The following is a 25,598-nucleotide window of genomic DNA, read 5'->3' on the forward strand; positions in this document are numbered from 1 at the left end:
GAGAGAAGGAGAGGGGGACGACCATGAGACTGCTGCTCGTCGAGGACGACGACCACGTCGCCGCCGCCCTGTCCGCGATCCTCGCCCGGCACGGCTTCCAGGTCACCCATGCCCGCAACGGCGAGGAGGCCCTCCAGGCCCTGCTGCCCGCCGGGGCCAAGCCCGCGGCCTCCCCGTACGGGGTGATCCTGCTCGACCTCGGCCTGCCCGACCAGGACGGCTACGAGGTCTGCGGCAAGATCCGCAAGCGCACCAGTACGCCCGTCATCATGGTGACCGCCCGCGGCGACGTCCGCTCCCGCATCCACGGCCTGAACATGGGCGCCGACGACTACGTGGTCAAGCCGTACGACACCGGCGAGCTGCTGGCCCGCATCCACGCCGTCGCCCGCCGCACCGGCACCGCCGAGGAACCGGCCGCACCCGGCGAGGCCGCCGGACCGGGCCTGGTCCGGCTCGGCCCGGTCGCCGTCGAGCTGCCCACCCGCCGGGTCACCGTGAACGGCGGCGACGTGCCCCTCACCCGCAAGGAATTCGACCTGCTGGCCCTGCTCGCGCAGCGGCCCGGCGTGGTCTTCCGCCGGGAACAGATCATCAGCGAGGTCTGGCGCACCAGCTGGGAGGGGACGGGCCGCACCCTCGAGGTCCACGTCGCCTCGCTGCGCGCCAAGCTCGGCATGCCCGCGCTGATCGAGACCGTCCGCGGGGTGGGCTACCGGCTCGTCACCCCGGCCGCGCCCTAGCGGGTCCGCCGTGCGCGCCCGTCTGCTCCCGCTCCTCGTCATCCTGATGGCGGGCGTGCTGATCGCCCTCGGCTTCCCGCTCGCCGTCAGCCTGGCCGCCGCCCAGCAGCAGCGGGTGGTGGTCGACCGGATCGACGACAGCGCGCGCTTCGCCGCCCTCGCCCAGTTCGTCATCGACGCCGAGGGCTCCGGCGCGACCGGCGCCGACGAGCGGCGCGACACCCTCCAGCTGGAACTCGCCCGCTACCAGGAGCTCTACGGCATCCGCGTCGGCATCTTCTACCGCGACGACAACGCCATGGTCCGCGCCCCCGGCTGGTGGCAGCTGCCGGACTCCGGCGAGGCCCGCCGGTCCTTCGAGGAGGCCCTGGCCGGACGCCGCAGCCACGACCCCGGACAGGTCTGGCCCTGGCAGGTCAACGGCAAACTCCTCGTCGTCTCCCCGGTCGTCCTCGACGGCGACGTGGTGGCCGTCGTCGCCACCGAATCGCCCACCGACCAGATGCGCGCCCGGATCCTGCACGGCTGGCTGCTGATCGCCGCCGGCCTCGCCGCCGCCATGCTCGCCGCCTTCGGCGCCGCGCTGCGCCTGACCGGCTGGGTGCTCAAGCCCGTCCGGACCCTGGACGCGGCCGCCCACGGCATCGCCACCGGACGCATGAACTCCCGCGTCGCGGCCGCCAGCGGCCCCCCGGAACTCAGACGCCTGGCCCGCTCGTTCAACGAGATGGCCGACAACGTCGAAGAGGTACTGGAGCAGCAGCGGGCGTTCGTCGCGGACGCCTCCCACCAGCTGCGCAACCCGCTCGCCGCGCTGCTCCTGCGGATCGAGCTCCTCGCCCTCGAACTCCCCGAGGGCAACGAGGAGATCGCCTCCGTGCGCACCGAGGGCAAACGCCTCGCCCAGGTCCTCGACGACCTCCTCGACCTGGCCCTGGCCGAGCACGCCTCCGCCGAGATCAGCCTGACCGACATCGGCGCCCTGGCCGCCGAGCGGGTCGCCTCCTGGCGGCCCTACGCCGAGGAGAAGGGCGTACGGCTCACCGAGACGGGCCGCTCCGCCGTCACCGGCTGGGCCGACCCCATCGCCCTGTCCAGCGCGCTCGACGCCGTCATCGACAACGCCCTGAAGTTCACCCCGGCCGGAGAGGAGGTCGAGGTCTCCGTCTCCGCGCAGGGCACCAGCGCCCTCGTCGTCGTCGCCGACCGGGGGCCCGGCCTGACCGAGGAGGAGCTGCTGCGCGTCGGCGACCGCTTCTGGCGCAGCGGCCGCCACCAGAACATCAAGGGCTCGGGGCTGGGCCTGTCGATCTCCCGCGCCCTGCTCGCCACCGGCGGCGGCACCCTCTCCTATGCCAAGAACCCGCCGCACGGGCTGCGCGTGACGGTGGCCGTGCCGCGCACCGACCCGCACGGCGCCTGAGCCCTCACCACGCGAATCCGGCCCGGGCCGGGGCCGACGCCGCGTACGTCTCGTCCACCGCCCGCAGCTCCAGCGCCGCCGCCCGCTCCCGGCCGGCGCGGGCCAGCCGGGGCAGGTACAGGGCGGTCCCGCAGGTGCCGGCCAGGAAGCGGCGGGTGCCGTCCGGCAGGAGGCGGTGCAGTTCGTAGTGCCGGACCGGCCCGGCCGCCCGCAGCCAGGACAGGCGGAGCTCGGCCTCCGCGCCCCGGCCGGCCGAGGCGTCGACCGTGAGGCGGGAGGGCGGGGCCGGGTGCCGGACGGCGGTGGCGTCGCGTACCGACAGGGCTCCGAGCCGCCAGGACACCGGCCCCTTCCCGCGCGCGGTGATCCGTACCGCCAGGGCGAACGCCGTCTCCCCGGCCAGCGCCCCGAGCGGGACCCGGGCGGTCCGCCAGCCCCCGGCGCCGCCCGGCCTGCCGGCCCGCAGCCAGGTGTACGGGACCGGGCCGCCCGCAGCGGCCGGCTCGCGCACGGCGACCCCGAGCTCGACGTCCACCGGGACCGGGCCGGCCGTGTGGACCAGCTCCGCCACGGCGGAACGGGTCAGCGGCAGCCGGGTGGAGTGCAGGCCGACGGCGGCGGGCGCGGTGAGTGCACCCGTCACCAGCAGGCTGGAGCCGCCGCGCCAGGCGTCCGCGAAGTCCAGCCGGACGTCGGGGCGTTCCCCGTCGGTGTCCACCACCCAGCGGCGCCCCGGGAGCCGGTCCTGGAGCCCGAGGTGGCTCCAGGGCTCCTCCGAGGCGACGGCCCCGCCCTCGTACCAGCGCAGCCCGTGACCGGTGTTGAAGGAGCAGGCGAACGGGAGCCCGGTGACGGTGGACCGGTCGGCGACGGCCGTGGCGGGCGCCCGCCAGACGGCATCGGGCGCGGGACGGGACGGGTCCAGGGACTCGCCCGTCCAGAACCGGTCGTCGGCCCGGTGGAAGGCGCCGGGGGAGCGGTCGGCGAGGTGGTTGCGGGTCCACTCGGGCCGGTAGAAGCCGAGGCTGACGACGTGGTCGCGGCCGCGCGGCACGATCGCGTCCCAGCGGACCTCGGAGTCCCAGCCCCGGGACTCCACGTCCACGGCCGCCCACAGCTCGTGGCGGGAGCGGCCCAGCCGCTCGGCCAGGGCCCCCGAGGAGGCCAGCGAGGCGGGCGTCCAGCGGAAGTCCACGAACAGCGAGTCCGCGACCCTGCCCGCCCGGTCCTCGAAGAACTCCTGGTTGAGCTCGTCGAGCGCTCCCCGCCAGCCCACCGCGCCGGTGCTGTTCATGGCGTCGTACCAGGTGATCCGCAGCCCGTGCGGCTCCCCGGCGGCCCGCAGCGCCCGCAGGAACCCCCGCATCCGGGTGGCGAGCGCGCTGTCCCCGCCGTCCGTCTCGGCGTTGACGAACCAGCCGTCGAACCCGTACGTCCGGGCCACCTCGGCCAGTTTCTCCGCGAGCGGGAACCGGCCGTCGGCTTCGGACCGGACCAGGTCCCGGGTCCAGCGCAGGTCGCCGCCGTAGGCGACGGGCGGCAGGAAGACGTTGCCCAGGACGCGGACCCCGTTGCGGTGGGCCGCGTCCACGACGGGCGCGTTCGGGGCGAGGACCAGGCCCTCGCCGGCCGAACCGCCCCAGAAGACCAGCTCGTCGAGGTACGCCCAGTGCGTCGGCGCGTAGGAGTCGGCGGTGGCCTGCCCCTGCGACGGGTTGCGGGAGGTGGGCCCGAAGGAGACGAGCGAGACGATCCGGGCCTGGCCGGCGCGGGCGTCCCGGTGCGCCGGGACCGGAGTGAACCGCGGGGCCAGCGGGACGCTCGCGGTGTTGTGGGCCAGGTCCGGATCCGACTGCGGGGTCCACTCCCTGAGGGAGCGCCAGACGATCCCGGGGCCGGGCGCGCCCTCGGGGAGGGAGTCGGGGAACCAGTAGCAGGCGTACGGGGCCAGGCGGGGCCCGGGCGCGGCCGGGGCCGCGGCCCGGGCGGGGCCGGAGGCGGGCAGCAGGACGGCGGTTCCGGCCCCGGCGCCCAGGGCCAGGACGGTACGCCGGGCGGGCCCCGGGGGGACGGCGGTACGGGGGTCGGCGCCGTCGCCGGTTCCGGACATGCGGGCTCCTCGCGGACGGGGGGAGGGCGGTCGGGTCGCATCAGGCCGTGACGTCGTGCACGTGCAGCACCTCGGTGATCCCGCGCGCGGCCAGCCGGTCCGGGTCGCCGGCCTCCTCCGCCCGCACCACCGCCGGACGCAGCCCCTTCGCCGCCAGCACCGCCCAGGCCTCGAAGAACGCACCGCCCGGGGCGCAGGAGGACCGGGCCCCTCCGGCTTCCAGGGCGAGGGCGGTGGAGCGTACGGCCGGGCGGTGCTCCCGGCCCCGCCAGGCCGCGGCGACCCGGGCGACGGCGGCCCCGGCGGGTTTGGTGCGGCCGTCGTTGGTGAGCAGGCCCAGCCCGTACTCCAGCTCGGGGAAGTCCGCCAGCTCCCGGGACACGTCGTGCGAGCACCACCAGGTCACCCCCCACAGGCCGGGGCAGTCCAGCGCCGCCGCCAGGGTGGCCGCGGCGAACTCCGCCGCGTGCTCGGGCGGGACCAGCGGCGCCGGCGCCCCGACCTCCTGGAGCCACACCGGCCGGTGCGGGTCCTCGGCCCAGGCCTTGGACAGCTCGATCAGGTAGGCGGCGTGCTGTTCGGTGGCCGCCCCCGCACGGCCGTGGCGCTGCGCGGTGCCGTCGAACACCCAGGAGTGGACGGCCGTGGCCGCGCCCAGCCGGGCCGCCTGCGCGGGCGTGAAGGGGTGCCCGTCCCGGTACCAGACGGCGTCGTACTCGGCGTGCAGGTGGAACCGGCCCGGCGCGCCCTCCTCGCAGGCGGCCAGCATCCGCTCCAGCCAGGCCTGCGCCTGGGCGGAGGTGATCCGGTCGGGGTCGGGGTGGGGCGCGTCGGAGAACTGGTTGACCTCGTTGCCGACGGTCATGCCCAGGAAGTTCGGCCGGCCGGCGAGGGCCGCGGCCAGGGTGCGCAGGTACTCCTCCTGCCCGGCCACCACCTCCGGATCGGTGAAGATACCGCGCCGGTGCCAGGTCCCCGTCCAGGCCGGCAGGAAGTCGAAGCTGGAAAGGTGCCCCTGGAGGCCGTCCACGTTCACGTCGAGCCCCCGCTCGGCGGCCGCGTCGGCGAGGGCGACGAGCTGTTCGACGGCGCGCGGCCGGATCAGGGTCCGGTTCGGCTGGAAGAGCGGCCACAACGGGAAGACCCGTACGTGGTCCAGGCCGAGCGCGGCGACCGCGTCGAGGTCGGCCCGCACCTCGTCGAGGTCGAAGTCCAGCCAGTGGTGGAACCAGCCCCGGGAAGGGGTGTAGTTCGCGCCGAAGCGCAGCGGGCGGGGGCGGGCGGCGCGGTCCATGAGGGGTCCCGGAGTTCAGGGGGATTCGCCGGACGCCCACAAACTGCCGGGCCGGTCCGCGGGAAGTCAACAGGGCCCCGGCGGGCCCCGTCCGGATTCCGGCGGGCACGGCACTTGTGCGCTTCAGCCGTTCCCGTGACCGGGAGAGGGGGAGCAACGGTCGCCGGAACCCATGCGGTTCGGTACGGGCGCGCGTACACGCGTCCGCGGGGAAAGAAGGAGAGTGGTTCAGGCCGTGCCGGGGGCGGCCGGTGCCCGCCGCCGGTGCTGACCACCGGGGCCGGATCGCGTACGGTCCGGCCCACGGGGTCCACGTCGACCGCGTCGCCGAGGGATGAGGAAGGCACGGCCATGGCCCGCAGACCCACCATCAAGGACATCGCCCGCCGGGCCGGGGTGTCGGAGAGCGCCGTCTCCTTCGCGCTGAACGGGAAGCCGGGCGTCTCCGAGGGCACCCGCGCCCGGATCCGCCGGGTCGCGGAGGAGCTCGGCTGGCGGCCCAACAGCGCCGCCAGGGCCCTGTCGGGGGCACGCTCGGGCGCCGTCGGGCTGGTCCTGGCCCGTCCTGCGCACACCCTCGGCACCGAGTCCTTCTTCCTGCGGCTCGTGTCCGGCATCCAGGAGGTGCTCTCGGCCGCCGGCACCGCCCTGCTCTTCCAGGTGGTGGAGGACGTCGGGGCCGAATGCGCCGTGTACCGCCGGTGGTGGGCCGAGCGGCGCGTCGACGGGGTCCTCGTCGTCGACCCCCGCACCCGGGACCCGCGCCCGCCGCTGCTGTCCCGGCTGGGCCTTCCGGCGGTCGTGATAGGCGGCGGGGCGGGGACGCCCCCCGATCCGTGGCACCCCGAGGACCCGGCACCGCCCGGCGCCGCCCGGCCCGCGGGGGCGGCCGGCACCGGGGCCGGGGAGGACGCCGCCCGCGGTCTCGCGGCGGTACGGGCGGACGACGCCCGGGCCATGACCGAGGTCCTGGACCACCTCCACGGGCTGGGCCACCGCCGCATCGTGCACGTCGCCGGCCTGCCCGGCCTCGCCCACACCGCCCGCCGGGTCGCCGCGCTGCGCGCCGAGGCACGGCGGCTCGGGCTCCCTCCCGGGCAGGTGCGCTCCGTGCCCACGGACTACTCCGACGCCGAGGGCGCCGCCGCCACCCGCCGGGTCCTCGCCGAGCCGCAGCCGCCCACCGCGCTGGTCTACGACAACGACGTGATGGCGGTGGCGGGCAGCGCGGTCGCCGCCGGACTCGGCATCCCGGTGCCCGGCCGGCTCTCGATCGTCGCCTGGGACGACTCGGCCCTGTGCCGGGTCACCCACCCCCCGCTGACCGCCCTCGTCCGGGACACCGCCGGCTTCGGCCGGCTCGCCGCCGAGGAACTGCTCTCCGTCCTGGCCGGCGCCCCGCCCCGGGTCCGCGAGAGCGAGCTGCCCCGGCTGGAACCCCGCGGCAGTACGGCCCCGCCGCCGACCGCATACTGAAGACCGACCCCTTCCAGGAGTGCTCCCGTGACCACCCCCACCCCAGCCTTCCCCACCCCGCGCCCGGTCGCGGCGGCGTACGGCACAGCCGGCGACACCGGCCCGACCGTGGCGATCGACATCGGGGGAACGAAGATCGCCGGGGCACTGGTCCACCCCGACGGAACGATGACCGCGGCCACCCGGCGCCCGACCCCGCGCGGGACGGACCCGGAGGCGGTGATGGCGGCCGTCGCCGAGGTGATCGCCGACCTGTCCGGTGACCCGCTGTGGGAGCGGGCCGTCCGCTGCGGCATCGGCAGCGCGGGCCCCGTCGACACCTCGCGGGGCACGGTCAGCCCGGTCAACATCGGGGCCTGGCGCGGCTTCCCCGTCCGGGCCCGGGTCGAGGCCGAACTGGCCGCGCGCGGCGCCCGGATCCCGGTGGTCCTGGCCGGAGACGGCGTGGCGATGACGGCGGCGGAGCACTGGCTCGGCGCCGCCCGGGGCTACGCGAACGCCCTGTGCATGGTGGTCTCCACCGGCGTCGGGGGCGGCCTGATCCTCGACAACCAGCTCCACGCAGGCCCCACCGGCAACGCCGGCCACATCGGCCACATCAGCGTCGCGTTCGACGGCGAGCCCTGCGCCTGCGGCGGCCGCGGCTGCGTCGAATCCCTCGCCTCCGGCACCGCCATCGCCCGCTGGGCCCTCGCCCAGGGCTGGACCGGCCCCGACCCGACGGCGGCGGGCGTCGCCGCCTCCGCGGCGGCCGGCGACCCGGTCGCACGGGCCGCCTTCGACCGCGCCGGGCGCGCCCTGGCCGCCGCCATCGCGGCCACCGCCACCCTCGTCGAGACCGAGATCGCGGTGATCGGCGGCGGGGTCGCCGCCAGCGGGGACACCCTCTTCGGACCGGTCCGGCGCCACCTGGCCTCGTACGCCACCCTGTCCTTCGTCGAGGACCTCCGGGTGGTGCCGGCCGCGCTCGGCACCCACGCCGGGCTCATCGGCGCGGCGGCCGCCGCGATGATGCTGGCGCCGGCCGGGGGGCTCCCTACGGCTTGACCGAGCGGTAGTACCGCCGGGCCCCCTCGTGCAGGTCCAGGGGATCGGTGTAGATCGCCGTCCGCAGGTCCACCAGCTGCGCCGCGTGCACCTCGTGCCCGATCCGGTCCCGGCTCAGGATCACCGTCTGCGTGAACTGCTCCGTCAGCCGGGCGTCCGTTCCCTCCTTGGTGACCAGGAGGTTGGGGACGGCCAGCGTGGCCACCGACGAGGTGTTGCGGGCCCGCGCGTACGCGTCCTGCGGCATCACCGCCGCACGGTAGTACCGCGCCGGGCTCCCGCTGGCCTGGAGCTGCTCCACCAGGTCGCCGAGCTGGACGAGCCGGATGTCGAAGCGCTCCGACAGCTCGCGCACCGCGTTGGTCGGCAGCCCGCCCGACCAGAAGAAGGCGTCGATCCGTCCCGCCTCCAGCTCCGCGGGCATGGTGTCGATGCCTATGGCGACGGGGGTGATGTCGTGGACCGGGTCCAGCTTGGCCGCCCGCAGCAGCCGGTCCGAGACCAGCCGCACGCCCGAGCCGTCCTGGCCGACCGCGACCCGCTTGCCCCGCAGGTCGCGGGCCGACTGCACCGGCGACCCGGCGGGGACCACCAGCTGGACGTAGTCGTCGTAGAGCCGCGCGCACCCGCGCAGCTGCTCCGCGCCCGGCTTGCCGTCGGCGCGGTACTTGGCGACGGCGTCCGCCGTCGCGATGGTGAAGTCGGCCTCGCCGGAGGCCACCCGCTGGAGGTTCTGCTGTGACCCCTCACTGGTCTCCAGCCGGACCTTCACCCCGGGCATGTCCTGCGCGAGGGCCTGCTCCAGCAACTGGCCGTAGCGGTGGTAGACGCCGGTGCGGACGCCCGTGCTGAAGGTGAGCCGCCCCGTGAGCGCGGGCTCCCCGAAGGGCCGCACCCACCACAGCAGCACCCCGAGCACGGCCAGCACGGCGGCCAGCCCCACGAGGAGGCGGCGCGGGGTGATGCGGGGTGGTACGAGGGGCATGCCCGCGATCCTCCCACCCACCCCGCCGTCCTGTCACGGCCCGCCCGCCCGGCCCCGGGCGCGACCCCGCCGCGGCGGCCTACCCGCGGGGCCGGGGCACCGGCGGCAGGGCGGACCGGAGCCGGGCCAGCAGGCTGCGGGCCGCCGGGCCGGCCGGGCCGTCCGCGCGCCAGGCCAGGGCCACCCGCCCGCTCAGCTCCGGGCCCGTGATCCGCAGCGCCACCAGCCCCGGACCCGCCTGCGCGTGCGCCCCGTCCGGGACCACCGCCACCCCCAGCCCCCGCGCCGCCAGCCGGGCCAGCACCGCCGGCGCGGCCGCCTCGAAGTCCACCCGGGGCGCGAAACCGGCCTCCGCGCAGGCCCGCTCCAGCACCCCGCGCAGCCCCGTCCCGCGCGGCAGGCAGATCAGCGGCCGCCCGCGCAGCGCGGCCAGCGCGACGCTCCCGTCCACGGCCTCCCGTACGAGGGGGTCGTCGGCCCGTACCGCCGCCACCAGGGGTTCGTCGAGCAGGAGCCGCACGGTGACGCCCGGCGGCGGCTCCCCGGCCAGCCCGACCACCGCCAGGTCCAGCCGCCCGCCCCGCAGCGCGGCCAGCATCCGCTCCGAGGTGTCCTCGGTGAGCGACATCTCCACCTGCGGGTGCGCGTCGTGGAAGTCGCCGAGCAGCGACACCAGGTCGAAGGAGTCCACCGGCGCCCCGGCCGCCCCGGGGATCAGCCCGAGCGCGACCCGGCCCCGCAGCAGCCCGGAGAACTCGTCGGCCGTCCGCCGCACCGCCTCCACCGCGGCCAGCGCCGCCCGCGCGTGGACCAGTACCGCCTCGCCCGCGTCCGTCGGCGTCACCCGCCGCCCCGACCGGTCCAGCAGACGCTGCCCCAGCTCCCGCTCCAGCTGCCCGACCTGCGCGCTCACCCCCGGCTGGGACACGTGCAGGCGCCCCGCGGCCCGGGTGAAGCCCCCCTCCTCCACGACCGCCACGAAGTACCTCAGCTGAGCCAGTTCCATGAGCGGTGATGCTAGATCGCGGGCACGTCCGGCTCCCCGGCCGTGCCCCACGGGGGACGGGGGGCTCTCCGGCACCGCCTACCCTTGTTCCATGACCAGCAGCAGCGACCGGAGCCCGGCAGTGGTGGACCCCAAGGGAACTTACGAGGTGCGCACCTACGGGTGCCAGATGAACGTGCACGACTCCGAGCGACTGTCCGGTCTGCTGGAGGACGCCGGCTACGTACGGGCCCCCGAGGGCTCCGACGGGGACGCCGACGTGGTCGTCTTCAACACCTGCGCGGTGCGCGAGAACGCCGACAACAAGCTCTACGGCAACCTCGGCCGGCTCGCCCCGATGAAGACGAAGCGCCCCGGGATGCAGATCGCCGTCGGCGGCTGCCTCGCCCAGAAGGACCGCGACACCATCGTCAAGAAGGCCCCCTGGGTCGACGTGGTCTTCGGCACGCACAACATCGGCAAGCTGCCCGTCCTCCTGGAGCGCGCCCGCGTCCAGGAGGAGGCGCAGATCGAGATCGCCGAGTCGCTGGAGGCCTTCCCCTCCACCCTGCCGACCCGCCGCGAGTCCGCGTACGCCGCCTGGGTGTCCATCTCCGTCGGCTGCAACAACACCTGCACCTTCTGCATCGTCCCCGCGCTGCGCGGCAAGGAGGAGGACCGCCGCCCCGGCGACATCCTCGCCGAGGTGGAGGCCCTGGTCGCCGAGGGCGTCTCGGAGATCACCCTGCTCGGCCAGAACGTCAACGCCTACGGCTCCGACCTCGGCGACCGCGAGGCCTTCAGCAAGCTGCTGCGCGCCTGCGGGCAGATCGAGGGCCTGGAGCGGGTCCGCTTCACCTCCCCGCACCCGAAGGACTTCACCGACGACGTCATCGCCGCCATGGCGTTGACCCCGAACGTGATGCCGCAGCTGCACATGCCGCTCCAGTCCGGCTCGGACCCGATCCTGCGGGCGATGCGCCGGTCCTACCGGCAGGAGCGTTTCCTCGGGATCATCGAGAAGGTCCGCGCCGCCATCCCGCACGCGGCGATCTCCACCGACATCATCGTGGGCTTCCCCGGCGAGACGGAGGAGGACTTCCAGCAGACGATGCACGTGGTCCGCGAGGCCCGCTTCGCCAGCGCCTTCACCTTCCAGTACTCCAAGCGCCCCGGCACCCCGGCCGCCGAGATGGAGGGGCAGATCCCCAAGGAGGTCGTCCAGGACCGCTACATGCGCCTGGTGGCCCTCCAGGAGGAGATCTCCTGGGAGGAGAACAAGAAGCAGGTCGGCCGCACCCTGGAGGTCATGGTCGCCGAGGGCGAGGGCCGCAAGGACGGCGCCACCGCCCGCCTGTCGGGCCGCGCCCCCGACAACCGCCTGGTCCACTTCACCAAGCCGGACGAGGAGGTACGCCCCGGCGACGTGGTGACCGTGGAGATCACCTACGCGGCCCCGCACCACCTGCTCGCCGAGGGCCCGACCACCGCCGTGCGCCGCACCCGGGCCGGCGACGCCTGGGAGAAGCGCAACGCCGCCCCGCCCCAGCCGCAGGGCGTCATGCTCGGCATCCCGACCCTCGGCGTCCCGGCCCCGCTGCCGGTGGCGACCTCGGGCTGCGCGATCGACTGACCCGGGACGGTTCCGCCCGCGGGTTCCGCCCGTGCGTCCCCACGGCCGTCGCCGGGGACGTGCGGGCGGCCCGGGGCCGCCCCGCCGGTCCTCTGGCCCGATCGGCACGGCACCGCCTAGGCTGCGGATCATGCTCGTAGCCGCCGCCGTCTGCCCCGCCCCGCCGCTCCTCGTGCCGGAGGTCGCCGCGGGCGCCGCCGCCGAACTCGACGCGGCCCGTACCGCCTGCTCCGACGCCCTCGCCGTGCTGGCCGCCTCCCGGCCCGACGTGCTGGTCGTCGTCGGCGCGGCCGACGACGACCACCAGGGGCCGTACCCGCAGGGCTCCCGGGGCGGCTTCCACGGTTTCGGGGTCGACGCCGAGGTCCGGCTCGGGGAGGGCGAGGAGGGGCCGCGCCTGCTGCCCGCCTCCCTGGCCGTGGGCGCCTGGCTGCTGGGCCGCGCGCGATGGGGCGCCGCCCCCGTCGAGGGGCTCGCCGTCGCCGCCTCGCTGGAGGCCGCGCGCTGCCTGGAGACCGGCCGGGAGCTCGCCGCGGCCGACGAGCGGGTCGCGCTGCTGGTCATGGGCGACGGCAGCGCCTGCCGCACCCTGAAGGCCCCCGGCTACCTCGACGACCGCGCCGCCGCCTTCGACGCCGCCGCCGGCCGGGCCCTCGGCTCCGCCGACACCGGCGCGCTGGCCGGACTGGACCCCGTACTCGCCGCCGAACTCCAGGTGGCCGGGCGGGCGCCCTGGCAGGTGCTGGCGGGCGCGGCCGAGGGGGCGGGCCTGGGCGGGCGGCTGCTGTACGAGGAGGCCCCGTACGGGGTCGGCTACTTCGTCGCCGCCTGGTCCTGACGGCGGGCAGGCGCGCCGGTGCGTGAGGGCGTACGGCGAAGGGGCGCGGGACCTCCGGTCCCACGCCCCTTGATCCCGCCGGCGCCCCGCGTCAGGAGGCCGCCGGCGGCGTCGGCCCGCCGGGGGCGTCCTTGTGCGCGACCTTGCCCAGGGCGTCCTTCGCCTTGTCCGTACTGCTCGTGATCCGGTCGCTGTACTTGCCGTGGGTCTTGGAGTCCACGGCCTTGGCGACCTTGTCCAGGCCCTGGCCGATCGTGCCCTCGTGCTTCTGCGCGAGGTCGCCGACCTTGTCCTTGGCCGGAGCGAGCTTGGCCTTCAGATTGTCGAGCAGGCCCATGGGTCACCTTCCTGGAGGTCCCCCCGGGCGGAGCCCGGGGAGGCGTTCGCTACCTTCGGGCGCCCTCGCCGGTCTCGCTGTCCGCCGCCACCTCCGCGGACTGCTGCTTCGGGATCTCCACGGCGGCCTCCGCCGCGGGAGCCCCGGCCTCGGCGGCCTCGGCCTCCCCGGCCCCGCCGGCCGGCTCGGTCTCCGCGGCCGTCGTCTCCGCCGTGGCGGCCTCGGCGGCGACCGGCTCGGTCACTACCTCTTCCTTACGGCGAAAAATCCGGTCAAAAACGCCCATGTCTACTCCCATAACGTTACTCGTGCGGGTGAAGTTCCGGCGGGGCCGGACCGGCCTCCACCGGATGTGCGCCTGGCGCACGCCGGGCCGGAACCTCTTCAGGGCAACGACCCCGGCCACACCCCGTCACCTCACCCGATCGGGTACATGCCGCCGGGTTTGCGAGACTGTGTCGGTGAGGAATGCAGCCCCCGCTCCGCGGGTCATCGCCGTCGTCGGTCCCACCGCGGCCGGAAAGTCCGACCTGGGCGTCGCCCTGGCCCGCCACTTCGACGGCGAGGTCGTCAACGCCGACTCCATGCAGCTCTACCGGGGGATGGACATCGGCACCGCCAAGCTGACGATGGAGGAGCGCGGCGGAGTCCCCCACCACCTCCTCGACGTCTGGGACGTCACCGAGACCGCCAGCGTCGCCGAGTACCAGCGCCTCGCCCGCGCCGAGATCGACAGGCTCCTCGCCGAGGGCCGCACCCCGGTCCTCGTCGGCGGCTCCGGCCTCTACGTCCGGGGCGCGCTCGACGCCATGGAGTTCCCCGGCACCGACCCCGAGGTGCGCGCCCGGCTGGAGGCGGAGGCCACCCTGCGCGGCCCCGGCGCCCTGCACGCCCGCCTCGCCGCCGCCGACCCGGCGGCGGCCGCCGCGATCCTGCCCGGCAACACCCGCCGCATCGTCCGGGCGCTGGAAGTGATCGAGATCACCGGCAAGCCCTTCACCGCCAACCTGCCCGGCCACGAGTCCGTCTACGACACCGTCCAGATCGGCGTCGACGTGGCCCGCCCCGAGCTCGACGAGCGCATCGCGACCCGCGTCGACCGCATGTGGGAGGCCGGCCTGGTCGACGAGGTCCGAGCCCTGGAGGCCCGGGGCCTGCGCGAGGGCATCACGGCCTCCCGCGCCCTGGGCTACCAGCAGGTCCTGGCCGCCCTCGCCGGCGAGTGCACCGAGGACGAGGCCAGGGCCGAGACGGTACGGGCCACCAAGCGCTTCGCCCGCCGCCAGGACTCCTGGTTCCGCCGCGACCCCCGCGTCCACTGGCTCAGCGGAGCCGTCGCCGACCGCGGGGAACTCCCCGGACTCGCGCAGTCGTTGGTCGAACGAGCGGTCACAGCCTGATCACGTGATGGCATCGGGAAGCCCCGTGTGCCCGTCGAGGGCCCGCGACCGTGCCATCATCAAACTCCTGAACAGTGGCGTGCGGAGTCCGAAGTGGGGAGGGCGCGTGGCGATGGAGGCCGGCCCTCGACGAGACACCGGGCGGGACGAGACCGAGCGGGAAGCGGAGGCGAGCCTGTCCGCCGCCCCCGCGGCGACCGGTGAGCCCGCCGGCCCCGGCGCGCCGGGCATCCCCGGCGGACCGGACGGCCCCGACGGGCTCGGCCTGCCCGCCGACCCGGCGCGGCTGACCCCCGACGGCCCCGACCTGCCCGAGCCCGGCACGGAGGCCGCCGCCGGCCCCGCCGTCGAGGTCGAACTGCGCCCCCAGCGCAGGCTGCGCATCTGGCAGATCGCCCCGATCGTGATGCTGGCCGCCGCCGGCTCCCTGATGTTCGCCTTCCCGCTGGCCTTCGAGTTCGGCGACGGCGGCGCCGTCGTCGCCATGCTCGGCTTCCTCATCAGCTCCTGCGCCGGCGGCTGGGGCATGATGGCCGCGCGCCGCGTCGGCTACTCCTGGCCGGGGCTCCCGCCGCGCGGCAGCGGCCGCCGCCCCGACTGGCGGATCGCCGGGCTCTACGCGCTGGTCGCGCTGGTCGTCGTCGCCCTGGCCGTCTACCGGGTGGCCCGCCTGCGCTGACCAGCGCCGACGCCGCGCTGACGGCAGCCTGACCGCATGCTGATCCCACCGGCCGGGACGCGGTCCCGCTCGGTACCATGGGCCCGTGACGCACACCGCCCTCCCCTTCCTCAAGGGTCACGGGACCGAGAACGACTTCGTGATCGTTCCCGACCCGGACAACGCCATCGAGCTGCCGCCCACCGCCGTCGCCGCCCTGTGCGACCGCCGGGCCGGCATCGGCGCGGACGGCGTGCTGCACGTGGTGCGGTCGGCCGCCCACCCCGAGGCCGCCCACCTGGCCGACGAGGCCGAGTGGTTCATGGACTACCGCAACAGCGACGGCTCCGTCGCCGAGATGTGCGGCAACGGCGTGCGCGTCTTCGCCCGCTACCTCCACCACGCCGGCCACGTCGAGCCCGGCGACTTCGCGGTGGCCACCCGGGGCGGCGTCAAGCAGGTCCACCTCGCCAAGACGGGCGACGTCACCGTCTCCATGGGCCGCGCCCGGCTCCCCGAAGGAGAGGTCACCGTCTCCGTCGGCGAGCGCTCCTGGCCCGCGCGGAACGTGAACATGGGGAACCCGCACGCCGTCGCGTTCGTCGAAAGCCTCGACCACGCCGGCGACCTGTACAGCCCCCCGCCCTTCAGCCCCGCCTCCGCCTACCCCACCGGGGTCAACGTCGAGTTCGTCGTCGACCGCGGCCCGCGGCACGTCGCCATGCGCGTCCACGAGCGCGGATCCGGCGAGACCCGCTCCTGCGGAACCGGCGCCTGCGCCGTCGCCGTCGCCGCCATCCGGCGTGACGGCGCCGACCCCGCCGTCACGGGTGAGCCCGTCTCGTACACGGTCGACCTGCCCGGCGGTACCCTCGTCATCACCGAACACCCCGACGGTCGCATCGACATGACCGGTCCGGCCGTCATCGTGGCCGCCGGCGAGTTCGAAGCGGACTGGCTCGGCGAAACGGCTTTCGCCTGAAGATTCCCTCTCATGGGTGATCCGTTTCACGCTGAGCGAGAGGCGGACTGCGCCACGTGGTGGGGTCGGTAACATCAGGCACCGGCCCTGAGGGCTCACCCCATGCCCACCACCGCCGGTCGAAGCCGCCGGAGGTGCCCATGAGTGCAGAGGCCACGAACCCCGAAGCACACGCAGAAATGCGCCCTGAGCTGCGCAGACGTGGCCGTAGCCGGCTCGATCTGCGCCGCCTGGGCCGAGCCGCCCTGCTCGGGCCCGCGTCCCGGGACCGCCTCCCGGCCGCCATCGGACACGTAGCAGAAGCGCACCGCGCCCACCACCCGGACGCGGACCTGTCCATCCTGCGCCGTGCGTACCTCCTGGCGGAGTCCTCGCACCGCGGCCAGATGCGCAAGAGCGGCGAGCCGTACATCACGCACCCGCTCGCCGTCACCCTCATCCTGGCCGAACTCGGCGCCGAGACCACCACCCTGACGGCGTCCCTGCTGCACGACACCGTCGAGGACACCGAGGTGACCCTCGATCAGGTCCGCGCCGAGTTCGGCGACGAGGTCGCCTTCATCGTCGACGGCGTCACCAAGGTCGAGAAGATCGACTACGGCGCCGCCGCCGAACCCGAGACCTTCCGCAAGATGCTCGTCGCCACCGGCAACGACGTCCGCGTCATGTCCATCAAACTCGCCGACCGGCTGCACAACATGCGCACCCTCGGCGTGATGCGCCCCGAGAAACAGGCCCGGATCGCCAAGGTCACCCGCGACGTCCTGATCCCGCTCGCCGAACGCCTCGGCGTCCAGGCCCTCAAGACCGAGCTGGAAGACCTCGTCTTCGCGATCCTGCACCCCGAGGAGTACGAGCGCACCCGCGCGCTCATCGCCTCCCACTCCGGCGCCGACGACCCCCTCCTCGCCATCGCCGAGTCCGTACGCACCGTCCTGCGCGAGGCCGGCATCGCCGCCGAGGTGCTCGTCCGCCCCCGGCACTTCGTCTCCGTCCACCGCATCTCCCGCACCCGCGGCGAGCTGCGCGGCCCGGACTTCGGGCGCATCCTCGTCCTCGTCGGCGAGAACGCCGACTGCTACGCCGTCCTCGGCGAGCTCCACACCTGCTTCACCCCGGTCGTCTCGGAGTTCAAGGACTTCATCGCCGTCCCGAAGTTCAACCTCTACCAGTCCCTGCACACCGCCGTCGCCGTCCCCGAGGGGTACGTCGCCGAAGTCATCGTCCGCACCCGGCAGATGCACCGCGTCGCCGAGGCCGGCGTGGTCGCCCTCGGCAACCCGTACGCCACCGCCGAGGGCGCCGACTGCGAGGAGGAGCGCGTCGACCCCACCCGGCCCGGCTGGCTCTCCCGGCTCCTCGACTGGCAGCAGTCCGCGCCCGACCCCGACACCTTCTGGTCCGGGCTGCGCGCCGAACTCGCCCAGGACCGCGAGATCACCGTGTACCGCGCCGACGGCGGCACCCTGGCCCTGCCCGCCGGGGCCAGCTGCATCGACGCCGCCTACGCCCAGCACGGCGAGGCGGCCCACGGCTGTATCGGCGCCCGCGTCAACGGGCGCCTCACCTCCCTCTCAGCCCCGCTCTCCGACGGGGACACCGTCCAGCTGCTGCTCGCCCAGGACTCCTCCTCCGGGCCCGCCGCCGACTGGCTGGAGCACGCCCGGACCCCCGCCGCCCGGATCGCCATCAGCGGCTGGCTCCAGGCCCACCCCGACGGGGCCGTACCCGCCACCGCCGCCCCCCGCGCCCCGCTCTCGGTGCCCGGGCTGCGCGGGGGCGGGGGCAACGCCGTCGCCGACCTCCCCGACGCGCACGTCCGCCTCGCCGGCTGCTGCACCCCCGTACCGCCGGACGCGGTCGCCGGGTTCGTCGTACGGGGCGGGGCCGTCACCGTCCACCGGATCCACTGCCCGGCCGTCGCACAGATGCGCTCCCTGGGCCGCACCTCCGTCGCCGTGCACTGGAGGGCCACCGCCGACTGCCGGGTCACCCTGCTCGCCGAATCGTTCGGCCGCCCGCACCTGCTGGCCGACCTGACCGAGGCCATCGCCCGCCAAGGGGTCGAGGTGGTCTCCGCGACCGTGGAGCCGCCCGTGGAACAGCGGGTCCGGCACAGCTACACGCTCCAGCTCCCCGACGCCTCGGTGCTGCCCGGCCTGATGCGGGCGATGCGGGACGTGCCCGGCGTCTACGACGTCGGCCGGGCCTGAGGCGCCGGGAGCGGACGCCGGAGGCGGGGGGAGGCCGGGAACGGCCGGGGGAGTCTCGTTCGGGTGGATCCGTCGCGCGCCGCGCGCGGGCCCGCGGCGGGCGCTGGTAAGCGGTGGTGGATGCAGCTCTCCTCCCCGCGCCTGCGCGCCGCCCTGCTCGCCGCGGCCTCCCTCACCCTCGTCGCCGCCGTGCTGCCCCCGCCGGAGGCGCTCGGCATCGGCGACCGGCTCTTCCCCGAGCTCGGCAACCCCGGGTACGACGTCCTCTCGTACGACCTCTCCCTCACGTACAAGGACAACCGCAGCCCCCTCGACGCGGTCACCGCCATCGAGGCCCGCGCCCTCGCCCCGCTGGAGCGCATCAACCTGGACTTCACCCACGGGAAGGTGGCCTCCGCCGAGGTCAACGGCGAGCCCGCGCGGTTCGAGAGCGCGGGGGAGGACCTCGTACTGACCCCCGCCCACCCCGTCGCCCCCCACACCCCGCTGCGCATCACCGTCCGGCACACCAGCGACCCGCGCGGCTCGGCCGACGGCGGCTGGGTCACCACCGACGACGGCCTGGCCATGGCCAACCAGGCCGACGCCGCCCACCGCGTCTTCCCCTGCAACGACCACCCCGCCGACAAGGCCTACTTCACCTTCCGGGTCACCGTCCCCGAGGGCTACACGGCCGTGGCCAACGGCCTGCCGGCCGCGCTCCCGGCCGCCCGCGCAGGAGGCGCGGCCCAGTGGACGTACCGGACCCTGCACCCGATGGCCACCGAGCTCGCGCAGGTCTCCATCGGCCGCTCCGCCGTCCTGCAGCGCACCGGGCCGCACGGGCTGCCGCTGCGCGACGTGGTGCCCGCCGCCGACCGGGAGCGGCTGGAACCCTGGCTGCGCAAGACCGCCGGGCACATCGAGTGGATGGAGCAGCGGGTCGGCCGCTACCCCTTCGAGAACTACGGGGTCCTGATCGCGCGCGCCCGCACCGGCTTCGAGCTGGAGACGCAGACCCTCTCGCTCTTCGAGAACAGCCTGTTCGCGGGGGAGGCCGAGGGCTACCCCGAGTGGTACGTCGAGGCGGTCATGGTCCACGAGCTCGCCCACCAGTGGTTCGGTGACAGCGTCACCCCGCGCACCTGGTCCGACCTGTGGCTCAACGAGGGCCACGCCACCTGGTACGAGGCCCTGTACGCGGACGGGCTCGGCAAGTACTCCCTGGAGCGGCGCATGCGCGAGGCGTACCAGCGCTCCGACCAGTGGCGTGCGGCGGGCGGCCCCCCGGCGGCCCCGAAGGCCGCCGCCCCCGGGCAGAAGATCGGACTGTTCCGGCCGGTGGTCTACGACGGGTCGGCGCTGATCCTCTACGCGCTGCGCGAGGAGATCGGCACGGAGGCCTTCGACCGGGTCGAGCGGCGGTGGGTGGCGGAGCACAAGGACGGGACCGCGGGAACCGAGGACTTCGTGCGCCTGGCCTCCCAGGAGGCGGGACGCGACCTCTCGGCCTTCCTGGAGCCCTGGCTCTACGGGGAGAAGACCCCGCCGATGCCCGGCCACCCGGACTGGAGCACCCCCGCCGCCCCCAAGGCCCCGGCGGACGCCGCCGCGAAGACCTCCCCGAAGGGCGCCCCGGCCGCCGCCCACGCCCCGGCCCCGCGAGCGGGCGGGAAAACGGTATGACGGGCCGGGAACGGGCATGACACCATCGTCGAGGCCGACGCCGGGGCGGTCCGGGGAATCACCGGACGGGCTCCCGCGTTGGACGTGACAGTGCCGGTCACTCAGGCCGGTACCTTTGGCCGTAGCCGGCGCGCATGCAATCGAATCGACGTAAGGATCCAATGACCTCCTCTTCATCCCCTTCCCAGGACCCGCGGGACGCGCAGAACGTGCGGGACCCGCAGCGCTTCACCGAGAGCCTTCGGGCCGATGCCCTGATGGAAGAGGACGTCGCCTGGAGCCACGAGATCGACGGAGACCGGGACGGCGACCAGTTCGACCGCTCCGAGCGCGCGGCCCTGCGCCGCGTGGCCGGTCTCTCCACCGAGCTCGAAGACGTCACCGAGGTCGAGTACCGCCAGCTCCGCCTGGAGCGCGTGGTCCTCGTCGGTGTCTGGACCTCCGGCACGGTGGGCGACGCCGAGAACTCCCTCGCGGAGCTCGCTGCCCTCGCCGAGACGGCGGGCGCCCTCGTCCTCGACGGTGTGATCCAGCGCCGCGACAAGCCCGACCCGGCCACCTTCATCGGCTCCGGCAAGGCCCGCGAGCTGCGGGACATCGTGCTGGAGAGCGGCGCCGACACCGTCGTCTGCGACGGTGAGCTCAGCCCCGGCCAGCTCATCGCCCTCGAGGACGTCGTCAAGGTCAAGGTCGTCGACCGGACCGCCCTCATCCTGGACATCTTCGCCCAGCACGCCAAGTCCCGAGAGGGCAAGGCGCAGGTCGCCCTCGCGCAGATGCAGTACATGCTGCCCCGTCTGCGCGGCTGGGGTCAGTCGCTGTCCCGGCAGATGGGCGGCGGCGGCGGTGGCGGCATGGCCACCCGAGGTCCCGGTGAGACCAAGATCGAGACCGACCGGCGCCGCATCCGCGAGAAGATGGCGAAGATGCGCCGGGAGATCGCCGAGATGAAGACCGGCCGCGACATCAAGCGGCAGGAACGGCGCCGCAACAAGGTGCCCTCGGTCGCCATCGCCGGCTACACCAACGCCGGGAAGTCCTCCCTGCTCAACCGGCTCACCGGCGCGGGCGTCCTGGTGGAGAACGCCCTGTTCGCCACCCTCGACCCGACCGTGCGCCGGGCCGAGACCCCGTCCGGCCGCGTCTACACCCTGGCCGACACCGTCGGCTTCGTCCGGCACCTGCCGCACCACCTCGTCGAGGCCTTCCGCTCCACGATGGAAGAGGTCGGCGACTCCGACCTCATCCTGCACATCGTGGACGGCTCCCACCCGGCGCCGGAGGAGCAGCTGGCGGCCGTCCGCGAGGTCATCCGCGAGGTCGGCGCGGTCAACGTGCCCGAGATCGTGGTGGTCAACAAGGCCGATGCCGCGGACCCGCTCGTCCTGCAGCGCCTGCTGCGCATCGAGCGGCACTCCATCGCCGTCTCGGCGCGCACCGGCCAGGGCATCGAGGAACTCCTCGCGCTCATCGACAGCGAGCTGCCCCGGCCCGCCGTCGAGGTGGAGGCCCTCGTGCCGTACACCCGCGGCGCGCTGATCGCCCGGGCGCACGCCGAGGGCGAGGTGATCTCCGAGGAGCACACCCCGGAGGGCACCCTGCTCAAGGCGCGGGTCCACCGGGAGCTGGCGGCCGAACTGACGCCGTACGTCCCCGCCAAGCAGTAGGGCCGGCCGCAGACGCCGACGACCGGGGGCCCTCCGCCTGTGCGGAGGGCCCCCGGTCGTTTCGCGTACGGAGCCGTTGCGCGTGGGAAGTCGTTGCGCGTACGGACGGGACTACGCCCGGTCCGCGCTCACCGCTTGAACTTGGCGCTCACCGCGTCGTAGATCCCCTTGGCCTCGGGCCCCAGCTTCGGGCCGGCCAGCCAGCCCGCCTTCGCCGGACCGATCGAGGTGTTCGACACCAGCGCCGGCTTGCCGTCGGCGCCCGTCGCGATCCAGCCGCCGCCGGAGGAGCCGCCCGTCATGGTGCAGCCGATCCGGTACATCACCGGGTCTTCCTTGTGCAGCGCCAGACGGCCCGGCTTGTCCGTGCACTGGAAGGCCTTCTGGCCGTCGAAGGGAGCCGCCGCCGGGTAGCCCGTCGCCGTCATCCCCGTGATCTTCGGGACCGCCGGGGCGTTGAACTCCACCGGGAGCGCCGTGCCGACCGTCTCCTCCAGGGACTTGCCGTTGCCGCCCTTCTCCGGGGTCACGTGCAGCACCGCGAAGTCGTACGGCGCGCCCGCGCCGCCCGTGGGTCCGCCGGTCGCGATCCACTGGTCGGAGGTCTGCGCCCAGTCGCTCCACCACACGCCGTACGGAGCCACCTGCTCGCGGGGTGCGCCCTTGAGCTCGGCCGCCGGACGGCCCGCGTTGTTGTAGGAGGGCACGAAGGCGATGTTGCGGTACCAGCCGCCGGCCTTGCCCGCGTGCACGCAGTGGCCCGCCGTCCAGACCATGTTGGACTTGCCGGGGTGGGCGGGGTCCTTCACCACGGTCGCCGAGCAGACCATCGAGCCCTCGGGACCGTCGAAGAAGACCTTGCCGGACGCCGGGACGCTGGAGTGGTACGGCGAGACCGCGGCCTTGGCCGTCACCGGGGCCGGGGTCGGGTCGGTGACCCCCTGGTCCTTGCCGGCGTCGGGGTCGACGGCCGGGGTCTGCGGCTGCTCCGCGTCACGCATCCGGTCCGGGTCCCACAGGCCGTCGATGATGGGGTTGACGTAGTCGTTCGCCTCGCGGAGCCAGTCCTCCCGCTTCCAGTTCTTCCAGGCGCCCCCCTTCCACTTCTCCATGTCGAAGCCGTGCTCTTTGAGCTTGTCCTTGAGCTCTTGCGGGATCTTGATCGGGCCGTCCGCGGCGCCGCCGGACGGGAGGCTCGCTGCCACGGTCGGCTTGGCGTCGCCGCCGGCCTCCCCGTCGCCGGGTCCGCAGGCCGCGGCGGTCAGCGCGAGCGCGGCCGCGCAGAGGGCCGCGGTGACCGGTCGGTTCGGTCGCATGTCGTAAGTCCCCCAGGTGCTTCGAGGTGTTGGGACGGTGTCGTCCGGAGTGCTTCGGTTCGCTTGCGCAGCACCCCACTATGCCGCCGCCGTTGAAGACGGCGGCCCCCGGGTCGGCGGTTCCGGTCACGGCCGGGCGTCTTCACCCGCTGTTCACACCGGGAGCGGGCGCGGCGCGGCGGGCTGCTGAGGGACGTTCAGGAGGCCCGGGCCGGCAAGGATCTTCCGCCGACCCGTGATCCGGCGCCGCCGCCGTCGTTGGTACGTACGGGGGACGGTCCAGCAGCGTTCGTGTTCGAGGCGCAGTCCGGAAGAGGAATCCGTGCGGGAGGTCCGACAGTCGTGTCCCTGACCGAACAGGCCGCAGCCGCGGCACAGACTCCGCCCCAGGGCGGCCGCGGGGCCGCCGCGGCCGAAGGCATCCTGCGCAGGCAGGCACTGCGGGAGTCCGCGGCCCGGACGTACGCGCGCTCGCTGCCCATCGTCCCGGTACGCGCGCGCGGGCTGACCATCGAGGGCGCCGACGGGCGGCGCTACCTCGACTGCCTCTCCGGCGCCGGCACCCTCGCCCTCGGGCACAACCACCCCGTCGTCCTGGAGGCCATCCGAGGGGTCCTCGACTCGGGCGCCCCGCTGCACGTGCTCGACCTCGCGACACCGGTCAAGGACGCGTTCACCACGGAGCTCTTCGCCAACCTGCCGGCCGGGCTGGCCGCCGACGCCCGCGTCCAGTTCTGCGGGCCGGCCGGGACGGACGCCGTCGAGGCCGCGCTGAAGCTGGTCCGGGCGGCCACCGGCCGCTCCGGCCTCCTCGCCTTCACCGGGGCCTACCACGGGATGACGGCCGGGGCCCTCTCGGCCTCCGGCGGCGCCACCGACGTCCGCGTGACCCGGCTGCCCTACCCGCAGGACCACCGCTGCCCCTTCGGGGTCGGCGGTGCGGAGGGGGCCCGGCTCTCCGCGGCCTGGACCGAGAGCCTGCTCGACGACCCCAAGGGCGGGGTGCCCGCGCCGGCGGCCATGCTCGTCGAACCCGTCCAGGGCGAGGGCGGGGTCCACCCGGCCCCGGACGACTGGCTGCGCCGGATGCGGGAGATCACCGAGGCCCGGGGCATCCCGCTGATCGCGGACGAGGTCCAGACCGGCGTGGGCCGCACCGGCGCCTTCTGGGGCGTCGACCACTCCGGGGTCGTCCCCGACGTGATGGTCCTGTCCAAGGCGATCGGCGGCAGCCTGCCGCTCGCCGTGATCGTCTACCGCTCGGAGCTGGACGTCTGGGCGCCCGGGGCCCATGCCGGAACGTTCCGCGGCAACCAGCTCGCCATGGCCGCCGGCACCGCCACCCTCGCCTACGTCCGCCGCAACGGCCTCGCCGAGCGCGCGGCGGAGCTGGGCGGACGGATGCTGACGGCCCTGCGCGGGCTGGCGGGCGACCAGCCCTGCATCGGCGACGTCCGGGGCCGGGGCCTCATGCTCGGCATCGAGATCGTCGACCCCGACACCGGGGCCGCCGCCCCCGCCCTCGCCGCCGCCATCCGCCAGGAATGCCTGGACCGCGGCCTGATCGTCGAACTCGGCGGCCGCCACGGCGCCGTGGTCCGCCTGCTGCCCCCGCTCACCCTGACCGACGAGCAGGCCACAGCCGTCCTGGACCGCCTCGCCGACGCCGTCCCCGCAGCCGCCCACTGACCCGAGGACCCCCATGCCCCACCCCGAACCCCCCACCCCACCCCACCCAACCCCCCCGCCCACATCCCCCCACACGGAACCCGGCCCGGCCACCCCGCCCACGGCCGTATCCATCCACGGGGAGCCCGGCCCGGCCACCCCGCCCGCGGCCGTAACCATCCACGGGGAGCCCGGCCCGGCCACCCCGCCCGCCGCCGTCACCTACGCGCAACCGCGCCCGGCGACGCCGCCCACGGCCGTAACCATCCACGGGGAGCCCCGCCCAGCGAGCCCGCCCGCGGCCGCCGCCACCCCCGCGGCACCGCGCCTGGCCGCCCTGCCCGCTGCTGCGGCTGTCCAGGGGGAGCCCCGCCCTGCGGCCCCCGCCGTATGCATCCACGGGGAGCCCCGCCCAGTGACCTCGCCCGCGGCGGCGACCATTCACGCGGCACCGCGCCTGGCCGCCCCGCCTGCTGCCGCGGCTATCCAGGGGGAACCGCGCCCTGCGGCCCCCGCCGTATGCATCCACGGGGAGCCCCGCCCAGTGACCTCGCCCGCGGCCGCGACCATCCACGCGGCACCGCGCCCGGCCACCCCGCCTGCTGCCGCGGCTATCCAGGGGGAGCCCCGCCCTGCGGCCCCCGCCGTATGCATCCACGGCGAGCCCCGCCCAGTGACCTCGCCCGCGGCGGCGACCATTCACGCGGCACCCCGCCCGGCCGCCCCGCCTGCTGCTGCGGCTGTCCAGGGGGAACCGCACCCTGCGGCCCCCGCCGTATGCATCCACGGGGAGCCCCGCCCGGCCGCCCCGCCTGCGGCCGTGACCACCCACACGGCACCGCGCCCGGCCACCCCGCCAGCCGCCGCAACCATCCACACGGCACCGCGCCCGGCAGCGACCGCCTACCCCGAGCCGCGACCGACGTCCCCGACCAGCCCCCGCTCCCACCCCGACACCCGAGCCGCCGCAGAGTCCTCCGCCCCCGCACCCCACACGACGGGCAGGGCCACCCCCGCCACCATCCGCCCGCCCGACGCGGAGGCTCCGGCGGCACTGGGGATCGCCGACCTCGAGGCCCGACCGACCGGGACGACGTGGGCAGGGGACCCGGGCCCGGTCGGGGTGGGGGACGGTGCCCAGCTCACGGAGCCGGCCGC

20 protein-coding genes are annotated in these 25,598 nt (G+C 75.3%); 13 read left to right on the forward strand and 7 right to left on the reverse strand.

Annotation, left to right across the window (positions count from 1 at the left end; translation table 11 throughout):
- Window positions 1-23 precede the first annotated feature (23 nt).
- Together AB0469_RS11010 and AB0469_RS11015 are read left to right on the forward strand one after the other, a co-directional pair.
- Window positions 24-743 carry a response regulator transcription factor gene (locus AB0469_RS11010; protein ID WP_366451036.1) on the forward strand — a complete coding sequence of 240 codons (720 nt, stop codon included), beginning with the start codon at window positions 24-26 and terminating at the stop codon, window positions 741-743.
- Between the two features lie 10 nt (window positions 744-753).
- Window positions 754-2,166 (forward strand): HAMP domain-containing sensor histidine kinase, encoded by a 1,413-nt coding sequence (locus AB0469_RS11015; RefSeq protein WP_366451037.1) that lies wholly within the window; start codon window positions 754-756, stop codon window positions 2,164-2,166.
- A 4-nt stretch (window positions 2,167-2,170) separates the two neighbouring features.
- Here AB0469_RS11015 and AB0469_RS11020 read toward each other — a convergent pair whose 3' ends face one another.
- Window positions 2,171-4,276 (reverse strand): endo-beta-N-acetylglucosaminidase, encoded by a 2,106-nt coding sequence (locus AB0469_RS11020; protein WP_366451038.1) that lies wholly within the window; start codon window positions 4,274-4,276, stop codon window positions 2,171-2,173.
- A gap of 40 nt (window positions 4,277-4,316) precedes the next feature.
- A complete protein-coding gene (locus tag AB0469_RS11025) occupies window positions 4,317-5,570 on the reverse strand; it encodes a glycosyl hydrolase (protein ID WP_366451039.1) in 1,254 nt (417 codons plus the stop codon).
- Between the two features lie 351 nt (window positions 5,571-5,921).
- Here AB0469_RS11025 and AB0469_RS11030 point away from each other — a divergent pair, with 351 nt between their 5' ends.
- Together AB0469_RS11030 and AB0469_RS11035 are read left to right on the forward strand one after the other, a co-directional pair.
- Entirely contained in the window at window positions 5,922-7,046 is a 1,125-nt protein-coding gene (locus AB0469_RS11030; protein ID WP_366451040.1) for a LacI family DNA-binding transcriptional regulator, read from the forward strand.
- Window positions 7,047-7,154: 108 nt separating this feature from the next.
- Window positions 7,155-8,093 (forward strand): ROK family protein, encoded by a 939-nt coding sequence (locus AB0469_RS11035; protein ID WP_366451174.1) that lies wholly within the window; start codon window positions 7,155-7,157, stop codon window positions 8,091-8,093.
- Here the strand turns inward: AB0469_RS11035 and AB0469_RS11040 are convergent.
- Window positions 8,083-9,078: a TAXI family TRAP transporter solute-binding subunit gene (locus AB0469_RS11040; RefSeq protein WP_366451041.1), complete on the reverse strand. Its 996-nt coding sequence runs from the start codon at window positions 9,076-9,078 to the stop codon at window positions 8,083-8,085. The two genes, AB0469_RS11035 and AB0469_RS11040, sit on opposite strands and share 11 nt — an antisense overlap.
- Before the next feature lie 79 nt (window positions 9,079-9,157).
- Window positions 9,158-10,084 carry a LysR family transcriptional regulator gene (locus AB0469_RS11045; protein ID WP_366451042.1) on the reverse strand — a complete coding sequence of 309 codons (927 nt, stop codon included), beginning with the start codon at window positions 10,082-10,084 and terminating at the stop codon, window positions 9,158-9,160.
- Window positions 10,085-10,175: 91 nt separating this feature from the next.
- Between AB0469_RS11045 and miaB the strand changes: the two genes are divergently transcribed.
- Together miaB and AB0469_RS11055 are read left to right on the forward strand one after the other, a co-directional pair.
- Complete coding sequence (gene miaB, locus AB0469_RS11050; protein WP_366451043.1) at window positions 10,176-11,696, forward strand: tRNA (N6-isopentenyl adenosine(37)-C2)-methylthiotransferase MiaB; 1,521 nt, start codon at window positions 10,176-10,178, stop codon at window positions 11,694-11,696.
- Window positions 11,697-11,826: 130 nt separating this feature from the next.
- Window positions 11,827-12,534, forward strand: coding sequence for a class III extradiol dioxygenase subunit B-like domain-containing protein (locus tag AB0469_RS11055; RefSeq protein ID WP_366451044.1), 708 nt, complete (start codon window positions 11,827-11,829; stop codon window positions 12,532-12,534).
- Between the two features lie 91 nt (window positions 12,535-12,625).
- Here AB0469_RS11055 and AB0469_RS11060 read toward each other — a convergent pair whose 3' ends face one another.
- Complete coding sequence (locus AB0469_RS11060; RefSeq protein WP_366451045.1) at window positions 12,626-12,871, reverse strand: antitoxin; 246 nt, start codon at window positions 12,869-12,871, stop codon at window positions 12,626-12,628.
- Window positions 12,872-12,920: 49 nt separating this feature from the next.
- On the reverse strand, window positions 12,921-13,157 hold the full coding sequence (locus AB0469_RS11065) for a hypothetical protein (protein WP_366451046.1): 237 nt from the start codon (window positions 13,155-13,157) through the stop codon (window positions 12,921-12,923).
- A gap of 175 nt (window positions 13,158-13,332) precedes the next feature.
- Between AB0469_RS11065 and miaA the strand changes: the two genes are divergently transcribed.
- From miaA to hflX, 6 genes are all read left to right on the forward strand, one after another.
- Window positions 13,333-14,271 (forward strand): tRNA (adenosine(37)-N6)-dimethylallyltransferase MiaA, encoded by a 939-nt coding sequence (gene miaA / locus AB0469_RS11070; RefSeq protein ID WP_366451047.1) that lies wholly within the window; start codon window positions 13,333-13,335, stop codon window positions 14,269-14,271.
- 112 nt (window positions 14,272-14,383) lie between these two features.
- Window positions 14,384-14,950, forward strand: coding sequence for a hypothetical protein (locus AB0469_RS11075; RefSeq protein WP_366451175.1), 567 nt, complete (start codon window positions 14,384-14,386; stop codon window positions 14,948-14,950).
- 85 nt (window positions 14,951-15,035) lie between these two features.
- Entirely contained in the window at window positions 15,036-15,911 is an 876-nt protein-coding gene (gene dapF / locus AB0469_RS11080) for a diaminopimelate epimerase (protein ID WP_366451048.1), read from the forward strand.
- 140 nt (window positions 15,912-16,051) lie between these two features.
- Window positions 16,052-18,124 (forward strand): HD domain-containing protein, encoded by a 2,073-nt coding sequence (locus AB0469_RS11085; protein ID WP_366451049.1) that lies wholly within the window; start codon window positions 16,052-16,054, stop codon window positions 18,122-18,124.
- Between the two features lie 120 nt (window positions 18,125-18,244).
- Entirely contained in the window at window positions 18,245-19,789 is a 1,545-nt protein-coding gene (locus AB0469_RS11090; RefSeq protein ID WP_366451050.1) for a M1 family metallopeptidase, read from the forward strand.
- A 161-nt stretch (window positions 19,790-19,950) separates the two neighbouring features.
- The gene (gene hflX, locus AB0469_RS11095; RefSeq protein WP_366451051.1) at window positions 19,951-21,456 is read left to right on the forward strand and encodes a GTPase HflX; all 1,506 of its coding nucleotides are present in this window, start codon (window positions 19,951-19,953) and stop codon (window positions 21,454-21,456) included.
- A gap of 128 nt (window positions 21,457-21,584) precedes the next feature.
- Here hflX and AB0469_RS11100 read toward each other — a convergent pair whose 3' ends face one another.
- Entirely contained in the window at window positions 21,585-22,772 is a 1,188-nt protein-coding gene (locus AB0469_RS11100; protein ID WP_366451052.1) for a hypothetical protein, read from the reverse strand.
- 420 nt (window positions 22,773-23,192) lie between these two features.
- Here AB0469_RS11100 and AB0469_RS11105 point away from each other — a divergent pair, with 420 nt between their 5' ends.
- Entirely contained in the window at window positions 23,193-24,461 is a 1,269-nt protein-coding gene (locus AB0469_RS11105) for a diaminobutyrate--2-oxoglutarate transaminase family protein (RefSeq protein ID WP_366451176.1), read from the forward strand.
- Window positions 24,462-25,598: the final 1,137 nt, after the last annotated feature.

Origin of the sequence: Streptomyces sp. NPDC093801, from assembly GCF_040701585.1 — a bacterium.
In the GTDB taxonomy this organism is placed as follows: domain Bacteria; phylum Actinomycetota; class Actinomycetes; order Streptomycetales; family Streptomycetaceae; genus Streptomyces.

Coding starts and splice junctions, on each gene's coding strand:
- AB0469_RS11040 (WP_366451041.1), bottom strand. CDS start 9,078: ATGCCCCTCGTACCACCCCGCATCACCCCGCGCCGCCTCCTCGTGGGG.
- AB0469_RS11010 (WP_366451036.1), top strand. CDS start 24: ATGAGACTGCTGCTCGTCGAGGACGACGACCACGTCGCCGCCGCCCTG.
- AB0469_RS11055 (WP_366451044.1), top strand. CDS start 11,827: ATGCTCGTAGCCGCCGCCGTCTGCCCCGCCCCGCCGCTCCTCGTGCCG.
- AB0469_RS11020 (WP_366451038.1), bottom strand. CDS start 4,276: ATGTCCGGAACCGGCGACGGCGCCGACCCCCGTACCGCCGTCCCCCCG.
- AB0469_RS11060 (WP_366451045.1), bottom strand. CDS start 12,871: ATGGGCCTGCTCGACAATCTGAAGGCCAAGCTCGCTCCGGCCAAGGAC.
- AB0469_RS11090 (WP_366451050.1), top strand. CDS start 18,245: ATGCAGCTCTCCTCCCCGCGCCTGCGCGCCGCCCTGCTCGCCGCGGCC.
- miaB (WP_366451043.1), top strand. CDS start 10,176: ATGACCAGCAGCAGCGACCGGAGCCCGGCAGTGGTGGACCCCAAGGGA.
- AB0469_RS11030 (WP_366451040.1), top strand. CDS start 5,922: ATGGCCCGCAGACCCACCATCAAGGACATCGCCCGCCGGGCCGGGGTG.
- hflX (WP_366451051.1), top strand. CDS start 19,951: ATGACCTCCTCTTCATCCCCTTCCCAGGACCCGCGGGACGCGCAGAAC.
- AB0469_RS11100 (WP_366451052.1), bottom strand. CDS start 22,772: ATGCGACCGAACCGACCGGTCACCGCGGCCCTCTGCGCGGCCGCGCTC.
- AB0469_RS11075 (WP_366451175.1), top strand. CDS start 14,384: ATGGAGGCCGGCCCTCGACGAGACACCGGGCGGGACGAGACCGAGCGG.
- AB0469_RS11085 (WP_366451049.1), top strand. CDS start 16,052: ATGAGTGCAGAGGCCACGAACCCCGAAGCACACGCAGAAATGCGCCCT.
- AB0469_RS11065 (WP_366451046.1), bottom strand. CDS start 13,157: ATGGGCGTTTTTGACCGGATTTTTCGCCGTAAGGAAGAGGTAGTGACC.
- AB0469_RS11025 (WP_366451039.1), bottom strand. CDS start 5,570: ATGGACCGCGCCGCCCGCCCCCGCCCGCTGCGCTTCGGCGCGAACTAC.
- AB0469_RS11045 (WP_366451042.1), bottom strand. CDS start 10,084: ATGGAACTGGCTCAGCTGAGGTACTTCGTGGCGGTCGTGGAGGAGGGG.